Consider the following 7,692-nt stretch of genomic DNA (forward strand, 5'->3'; position numbering starts at 1 on the left):
GATTGAACAAGAGGTTGAAGTAACAGGAAAAACTCGTGAAGTAATCATCGCTCAAATGGAACGGAATCTTGAAGTAATGGAGAAGGCTGTTGAAAGAGGCTTGGCAGGTGTTTCATCTCACTCGGGTTTAACTGGTGGAGATGCCGTTCTGTTACAAAACTATATAGAAAAAGGAAACTTCTTAACTGGTAAAACAGTTCTAGATGCTGTAAGTAAGGCTGTTGCGACAAATGAAGTCAATGCTGCAATGGGCACAATTTGCGCAACACCAACTGCTGGCTCTGCAGGTGTTGTTCCTGGAACCTTGTTTGCCGTAAAGGAAAAATTGAATCCGACAAAGGATCAAATGATACAGTTTTTATTTACAGCCGGGGCATTTGGATTTGTTGTTGCAAACAATGCATCAATATCAGGTGCTGCAGGTGGCTGCCAAGCGGAAGTTGGTTCTGCTGCTGGGATGGCTGCAGCGGCAATTGTCGAAATGGCAGGAGGTACTCCACAGCAATCTGCTGAGGCCATGGCGATTACGCTGAAAAACATGCTTGGACTTGTCTGTGATCCAGTTGCTGGCCTTGTCGAGGTACCATGTGTTAAGCGCAATGCAATGGGAGCAGCCAATGCGATGGTGGCTGCCGATATGGCATTAGCAGGTGTTACAAGTCGAATTCCGTGTGATGAAGTAATCGATGCAATGTATAGAATAGGTCAAACTATGCCGACGGCGTTAAAAGAAACAGCACAAGGAGGGCTAGCGGCAACCCCGACAGGTCGTGCACTTGAGGCAAAGATCTTTGGGATTTCGCTAAACAAAGGTGAATAGTCATCTACAGCATCCTGTCACGGAAATTAAAGGAATCGGTGAAGAGACAGGAATACAGCTTAATGAGATGCATATTTTTACCATTCTTGACCTACTTTTATACTTTCCATATCGATTTGAAGATTATAGTTTACGAGACCTTGCTGACGTCAAGCATGAGGAGAAAATAACGATTGAGGGAAAAGTTCACAGTGAGCCACTGTTAACCTATTACAATCGTAAACGTTCACGCTTAACCTTCAGGGTTCTAGTAGGTCGCTATTTAATAACAGCGACCTGTTTCAATCGTCCGTATTTTAAAAACAAGATTTCGTTAAACGATACGATTACAATTACAGGAAAATGGGATCAACATCGGCAAACCATAACTGTAAGTGAGATTGTTTTCGGTCCCATGATTAAAGATAACAGCATAGAACCTGTGTATTCTGTAAAAGGAAAAATCACAGTAAAAGGAATAAAACGTTTTATTGCACTTGCCATGGGGCAGTATGGCAACCAAATTGAGGACAATCTTCCCGAGCAATTATTAACAACATATCGGCTTTTAGCGAAAAAGGATGCTATTAAAATCATGCATCATCCATCCAGTCATCAGGACTTAAAACAAGCTAGAAGACGTTTTGTCTATGAAGAGTTTCTGCTATTCCAATTAAAAATGCAGGCTTTAAGGAAGTTTGAACGGGAACAATCAGCGGGAGCTGCAATGGAGTATCAAACGGAAAAACTAGAAGATTTCATAAACCAACTACCATTTCCATTGACAAATGCCCAAAATCGGGTTGTTACTGAAATCATGAATGACCTTCGTTCATCATATCGCATGAATCGATTGCTTCAGGGTGATGTTGGTTCAGGAAAAACTGTTGTTGCAGCCATCTCTTTATATGCTGCAATCCTTTCGGGGTATCAAGGAGCACTAATGGTGCCAACAGAAATTTTAGCTGAACAGCATAACCATTCACTTGTTGAGTTGTTTTCTAATTACGGATTAAATATTCAGCTATTAACAAGCTCTGTGAAAGGTAAACGAAGAAGAGAAATTCTTGAGCAGCTTGAAGCGGGAGAAATCCATATTTTAGTCGGCACTCATGCGCTTATCCAGGATGAAGTCAATTTTCATAAACTTGGACTAGTAATAACGGATGAACAGCATCGGTTTGGTGTAGAGCAACGTAGGATTTTGCGTGAAAAAGGTGAAAATCCTGATGTCCTTTTCATGACTGCAACTCCAATACCAAGAACTCTTGCAATAACGGTATTTGGTGAGATGGATGTTTCAGTAATTGACGAAATGCCTGCGGGGCGGAAGAAAATTGAAACCTATTGGGTAAAGCATGAGATGCTGGAGCGGATTTTGGTATTTATAGAAAAAGAGCTTGCAAAAGGTAGACAAGCCTATGTAATTTGTCCATTGATTGAGGTATCTGATAAGTTGGATGTTCAAAATGCCATAGATGTTCATACAATGCTCTCCTTTCATTTTCAGAACAAAGCGAAAGTCGGCTTAATGCATGGAAGATTAAATGCGGATGAAAAAGAAGATGTGATGAGACAATTTAGTGAAAATGAAGTACAAATTCTTGTATCAACAACCGTTGTTGAGGTAGGTGTGAACGTGCCAAATGCGACTTTGATGGTGATTTATGATGCAGAACGTTTCGGTCTTTCACAGCTGCACCAGTTGCGTGGACGGGTAGGAAGAGGTAGTGAGCAGTCATATTGTATTCTTCTTGCTGATCCTAAGTCCGAGGTTGGAAAAGAAAGAATGCGTATCATGACAGAAACGAATGACGGCTTTGTGCTTTCGGAAAAAGACTTGGAGCTTCGTGGACCTGGGGACTTCTTTGGTCGCAAGCAAAGTGGTGTTCCTGAATTTAAGGTAGCGGATATGGTACATGATTATCGTACTTTAGAGGTAGCGCGAAATGATGCTACGAAACTAATAAATTCTCAAGTCTTTTGGGATGATCAATCCTACAAACACTTACGAGACGATTTATTACAAGCTGGCATTTTAGACGGGGAAAAACTGGATTAAAGCATATTCATCTAAGGCAGATTAAGAGGAGTTTTTCTTCTTGCAATCTGCTTTTTTTAATTATATACTAACTATTAGTACCTAGTCTTAAGAGCGCGGACGGTGTATTTGTAATGAGAAGGAATAAAAAAGAGCGGCAGCAATTACTTCAGGAAACGATAAAAGTAAATCCATTTATTACGGATGAAGACTTAGCCGAAAAATTTATGGTAAGTGTTCAAACGATTCGTTTGGACCGATTGGAATTGTCCATACCCGAACTTCGTGAGCGAATTAAGAATGTTGCTGAGAAAAAACTGGATGATGAAGTGAAAGCTTTGCCAATTGATGAAGTTATTGGTGAAATTATAGATATTGAGCTGGACCAAAATGCAATTTCAATCTTTGATGTAACAAATGAGCATGTGTTTAAACGAAATCAAATTGCACGTGGACACCATCTTTTTGCCCAAGCAAACTCATTAGCGGTTGCTGTTATTAATGATGAACTTGCCCTTACTGCCAAAGCGAATATTCGATTTACGAGACAGGTAAAAGTTGGGGAGAGAGTCGTTGCGAAAGCAAAAGTGAAGGGTTCACAGGAAAAGGGAAGAACAATCGTTGACGTTAATAGCTATGTTGGGAATGAACCCGTATTTTCTGGTGAATTTACAATGTATCGTTCTAATAAACAAGTAAAAACTGATTCATAATAGTGAACAATACAATTATTCAACTCCTAAAAGCGAACAAAAGGAATGATACAAGATGAAACTTGCAATAGATGCAATGGGCGGAGATCATGCACCAGAGGAAATTGTAAAGGGCACAATGATTGCATTAAAACATTATAAAGACCTTGAAGTAACCTTAATTGGTGATGAAGCGAAAATTCGTCAATACATAACTGAAGAAGAAAGAATAACAATCATACATACAACAGAAATTATTGAAAGTACGGATGAGCCTGTTAGGGCTGTTCGACGAAAAAAGAATGCATCCATGGTCTTAATGGCAAAAGAGGTAAGTGAGGGACGTGCAGATGCCTGTATTTCAGCTGGAAATACGGGGGCTCTCATGACGGCAGGACTTTTTATTGTTGGTAGAATCGAAGGAATAGAACGTCCAGCATTAGCGCCTACTCTCCCTACTTTAGATAAAAAGGGTTTCCTCATGTTGGATGTGGGTGCAAATGTTGATGCAAAGCCTGAGCACTTGCTTCAATATGCCATTATGGGATCCATCTATTCCGAAAAAGTTCGAGGAATTGCAAATCCTAGAATAGGTTTATTGAATGTCGGAACAGAAGATAAAAAAGGGAATGAACTTACCAAACATGCTTTTGAATTACTCAAAGAAACAAATCTCAATTTCGTCGGAAACATCGAGGCAAGGGATTTACTAGACGGAGTGGCCGATGTTGTTGTTACAGATGGATTTACAGGAAATGTAGCCCTAAAAACAATTGAAGGTACTGCCCTTTCCATGTTTAAAATGCTTAAAACAGCTTTTACGAGCAATCTAAAGAGTAAATTAGCGGCAGGACTTTTAATGCCAGAGTTAAAAGTTTTAAAAAAGACGTTGGATTACTCAGAGTATGGTGGAGCGGGATTATTTGGCTTAAAGGCACCAGTTATTAAAGCTCATGGTTCATCAGACGCAAATGGTTTGTTTAGTGCGGTAAGACAAACATACGAGATGGTTGAAAAAGATGTTGCAGGAACAATCCGTAAAACATTAGAAGAGATCAATCCAAAAGTAAAAGTAAATGAATAGGGGGAATGTAGAATGAGCAAGATTGCATTCGTTTTTCCAGGACAAGGTTCACAAATTGTAGGAATGGGGAAGGAATTAGCAGATTCTTCAGCAGTGGTTCAAGATATTTTTACAAGAGCTGATAAGGCTTTAGGAGAAGAACTTTCTTCTCTGATCTTTACCGGAACCCAGGAAACACTCACATTAACAATGAATGCACAGCCATCACTTTTAACTACGAGCATTGCAATACTTGAAAAATTCAAAGAAGCAAATATAACACCCGGGTATGTTGCTGGACATAGTCTTGGTGAGTACACGGCCTTAGTAGCTTCTGGAGCACTAAGCTTTGAAGATGCTGTACGTACGGTTCGTAAACGCGGTGAATTTATGGAGGAAGCCGTTCCAGCTGGCCAAGGAACGATGGCTGCAATTCTTGGAATGAGCAGTGAGGACTTACAAGCTGTGACAGATGAAATTTCATCTGCTGGTCATCCTGTTCAACTTGCAAATATCAACTGCCCGGGTCAAATTGTAATTTCAGGGGCTGCAGAAGGTGTTAAGCAAGCTTGTGAGTTGGCTAAGGAAAAAGGGGCGAAACGTGCAATTCCTCTTGAGGTAAGCGGACCTTTCCATTCAGTATTAATGGAACCTGCAGCAGAAAAATTACGTTCAGTACTAGAACAAATCGAAATAAAGGATGCAAATGTTCCTGTGATAGCAAATGTGAACGCGCAGGAAATGACGTCTGCTGATCAAATTAAAGAAAATCTAGTTAAGCAATTGTATTCGCCTGTACTATGGGAAAATTCTGTTCAATACATGCTCGACCAAGGTGTAGATACCTTTATCGAAATTGGCCCTGGTAAGGTACTCTCTGGATTAATTAAGAAAGTAAATCGTAGGGTTGCCACATATGCAATAAGCGATATAGAAACACTTGAAGCAACAATTCAAGCATTAAAGGAGGGAAATTAAGATGTTAAATGGCAAAGTAGCATTGGTTACTGGGGCTTCACGTGGAATCGGTCGCACGATTGCAGTTGAGCTTGCAAAAGCGGGTGCGAAGGTTGCAGTAAACTATTCCGGCAGTGAGCAAAAAGCGAATGAAGTTGTCGATGAAATCAAAGCTTTAGGACAAGAAGCTTTTGCGATTCAAGCAAATGTATCAGATGCAGATTCAGTTGCGAATATGGTAAAAGAGGTTATTTCAACTTTCGGTAGTCTTGATATACTTGTTAATAATGCAGGCATTACAAGAGATAATTTATTAATGAGAATGAAAGAAGAGGAATGGGATGATGTCATGAATATCAACCTAAAAGGTGTATTCCTCACAACAAAAGCTGTAACAAGACAAATGATGAAGCAACGTTCTGGTAAAATTATTAATATAGCCTCTATCGTAGGTGTTAGTGGAAATCCTGGGCAAGCTAACTATGTTGCAGCAAAAGCTGGTGTTATCGGTTTAACAAAAACAGCTGCAAAAGAATTAGCTAGTCGTAATATTAATGTTAACGCAGTTGCTCCAGGATTTATTACGACAGATATGACTGATAAACTTCCTGAAGATGTGAAGAACGAAATGCTAAAATTAATTCCTCTTGCTAGATTTGGTGAAACAACAGATATCTCGGGAGTTGTTTTATTCTTAGCATCAGATCATAGCAAATATATGACTGGTCAAACCCTCCATATTGACGGTGGAATGGTAATGTAACAAGATTGGTTGATAAAGGTGCTTGCGCTTTTCTAGTAAAACCAAATATAATACTTTGAGGGGAGGTGAATAGAAATGGCAGATGTTTTAGAGAGAGTAACAAAAATCGTTATTGACCGCTTAGGTGTAGAAGAATCAGCAGTAACTTTAGAGGCTTCATTTAAAGATGATCTTGGAGCGGATTCACTAGACGTAGTTGAACTAGTTATGGAACTTGAGGACGAGTTCGACATGGAAATTTCAGACGATGAGGCTGAAAAAATTTCTACAGTTGGTGACGCTGTTAATTACATAAAAAGCCAGCTATAATGTTTTGTATAATGTAAAGGTCCCGTTTTTAACGGGACCTTCTCAATGTCTAGTACAAGCGCCTAGCCCCTCATGGTCTAATGTTCTGTGTCAAGAAAAGTCAAAGAACGACTTTTTTTGCCACAGAACATTAGCTTGTCGGACTTGCGCAGGAGTTGCTGACGTCTACTTTTGCCACAGGGCGTGGCGGTACTTAGTAGACGTTCCACTCCCATGGCGCTTGCACTTTTCTAATTGGAGGTCAATAAGGTGAAGCGGATAAATAAAGACAATGGCAATAAGTTTACTCCGAAATTTAAAGCTTTTCAAGAGCGACTAGGGATTCAATTTCAAAATGAGAGTCTACTTATTCAGGCATTTACACATTCATCTTATGTGAATGAGCATCGAAAAAAGCCGCATGAGGACAATGAACGGCTTGAGTTTTTAGGAGATGCTGTTTTAGAGTTAACCATTTCCAAGTTTTTATTTAAAAAGTTTCCAATTATGAGCGAGGGTGAATTAACGAAGATGCGGGCAGCAATTGTTTGTGAACCGTCTTTAGTCACATTTGCAAACGATCTAAAATTTGGAGAACTTGTTTTACTAGGAAAAGGTGAAGAAATGACTGGTGGAAGAGAGCGACCTGCCCTACTAGCAGATGTATTTGAAGCATTTATTGGGGCGCTATACCTTGATAAAGGTCTAGACGTTGTAAACCAGTTTTTAGATCAAACAGTGATTCCTAAAATTAATTCGGGTGCTTTTTCTCATGTGATGGATTATAAGAGTCAGCTTCAAGAGCTTGTACAACGAGATGGGTCTGGAAGTATCGAATATAAGGTACTCCAAGAAAAAGGACCAGCTCATAGTCGTGAATTTGTTTCAAGGGTATCCCTAAATGGGGAAGAACTAGGGACAGGCACAGGTAGATCGAAAAAAGAAGCTGAGCAGCACGCAGCAGAAATTGCTTTGAAAAAGCTAAAGAACAAACAACAATAAGCAAGCAGTGCCCCACGATTTCGTGGGGTTAACTTTTTATTCAGTAGAAGTAAACCACTTCTGCTGAATAAAAGTTAAAGCCTCCGG

At 39.8% G+C, this 7,692-nt stretch carries 8 protein-coding genes; all 8 read left to right on the top strand.

Translation table 11 applies throughout. The features are described 5' to 3' along the window. On the top strand, nucleotides 1-820 hold an 820-nt coding region (sdaAA, locus tag V7147_RS16735), incomplete at its 5' end, for an L-serine ammonia-lyase, iron-sulfur-dependent, subunit alpha (RefSeq protein ID WP_335368971.1). Continuing rightward, the gene (gene recG / locus V7147_RS16740; protein WP_335368972.1) at nucleotides 813-2,861 is read left to right on the top strand and encodes an ATP-dependent DNA helicase RecG; all 2,049 of its coding nucleotides are present in this window, start codon (nucleotides 813-815) and stop codon (nucleotides 2,859-2,861) included. The genes sdaAA and recG, both read left to right, overlap by 8 nt. A 113-nt stretch (nucleotides 2,862-2,974) precedes the next feature. After that, on the top strand, nucleotides 2,975-3,553 hold the full coding sequence (gene fapR, locus V7147_RS16745; protein ID WP_335368973.1) for a transcription factor FapR: 579 nt from the start codon (nucleotides 2,975-2,977) through the stop codon (nucleotides 3,551-3,553). Nucleotides 3,554-3,608: 55 nt separating this feature from the next. Beyond that, nucleotides 3,609-4,616 carry a phosphate acyltransferase PlsX gene (gene plsX / locus V7147_RS16750; protein WP_335368974.1) on the top strand — a complete coding sequence of 336 codons (1,008 nt, stop codon included), beginning with the start codon at nucleotides 3,609-3,611 and terminating at the stop codon, nucleotides 4,614-4,616. Nucleotides 4,617-4,628: 12 nt separating this feature from the next. Beyond that, entirely contained in the window at nucleotides 4,629-5,573 is a 945-nt protein-coding gene (gene fabD, locus V7147_RS16755) for an ACP S-malonyltransferase (protein WP_335368975.1), read from the top strand. Nucleotide 5,574: 1 nt separating this feature from the next. Then, on the top strand, nucleotides 5,575-6,315 hold the full coding sequence (fabG, locus tag V7147_RS16760) for a 3-oxoacyl-[acyl-carrier-protein] reductase (protein WP_335368976.1): 741 nt from the start codon (nucleotides 5,575-5,577) through the stop codon (nucleotides 6,313-6,315). 75 nt (nucleotides 6,316-6,390) lie between these two features. Further along, nucleotides 6,391-6,624 (top strand): acyl carrier protein, encoded by a 234-nt coding sequence (locus tag V7147_RS16765; RefSeq protein WP_335368977.1) that lies wholly within the window; start codon nucleotides 6,391-6,393, stop codon nucleotides 6,622-6,624. Between the two features lie 249 nt (nucleotides 6,625-6,873). Next, nucleotides 6,874-7,605, top strand: coding sequence for a ribonuclease III (rnc, locus tag V7147_RS16770; RefSeq protein ID WP_335368978.1), 732 nt, complete (start codon nucleotides 6,874-6,876; stop codon nucleotides 7,603-7,605). Nucleotides 7,606-7,692 lie beyond the last annotated feature (87 nt).

It is taken from the genome of Bacillus sp. JJ1521 (genome assembly GCF_036965165.1).
Classification (GTDB): domain Bacteria; phylum Bacillota; class Bacilli; order Bacillales; family Bacillaceae_L; genus Ferdinandcohnia.

What these genes read in the sequence shown, in the direction of transcription:
- plsX (WP_335368974.1), top strand. Translation starts at nt 3,609, where the DNA reads ATGAAACTTGCAATAGATGCAATGGGCGGAGATCATGCACCAGAGGAA.
- V7147_RS16765 (WP_335368977.1), top strand. Translation starts at nt 6,391, where the DNA reads ATGGCAGATGTTTTAGAGAGAGTAACAAAAATCGTTATTGACCGCTTA.
- fapR (WP_335368973.1), top strand. Translation starts at nt 2,975, where the DNA reads ATGAGAAGGAATAAAAAAGAGCGGCAGCAATTACTTCAGGAAACGATA.
- fabD (WP_335368975.1), top strand. Translation starts at nt 4,629, where the DNA reads ATGAGCAAGATTGCATTCGTTTTTCCAGGACAAGGTTCACAAATTGTA.
- fabG (WP_335368976.1), top strand. Translation starts at nt 5,575, where the DNA reads ATGTTAAATGGCAAAGTAGCATTGGTTACTGGGGCTTCACGTGGAATC.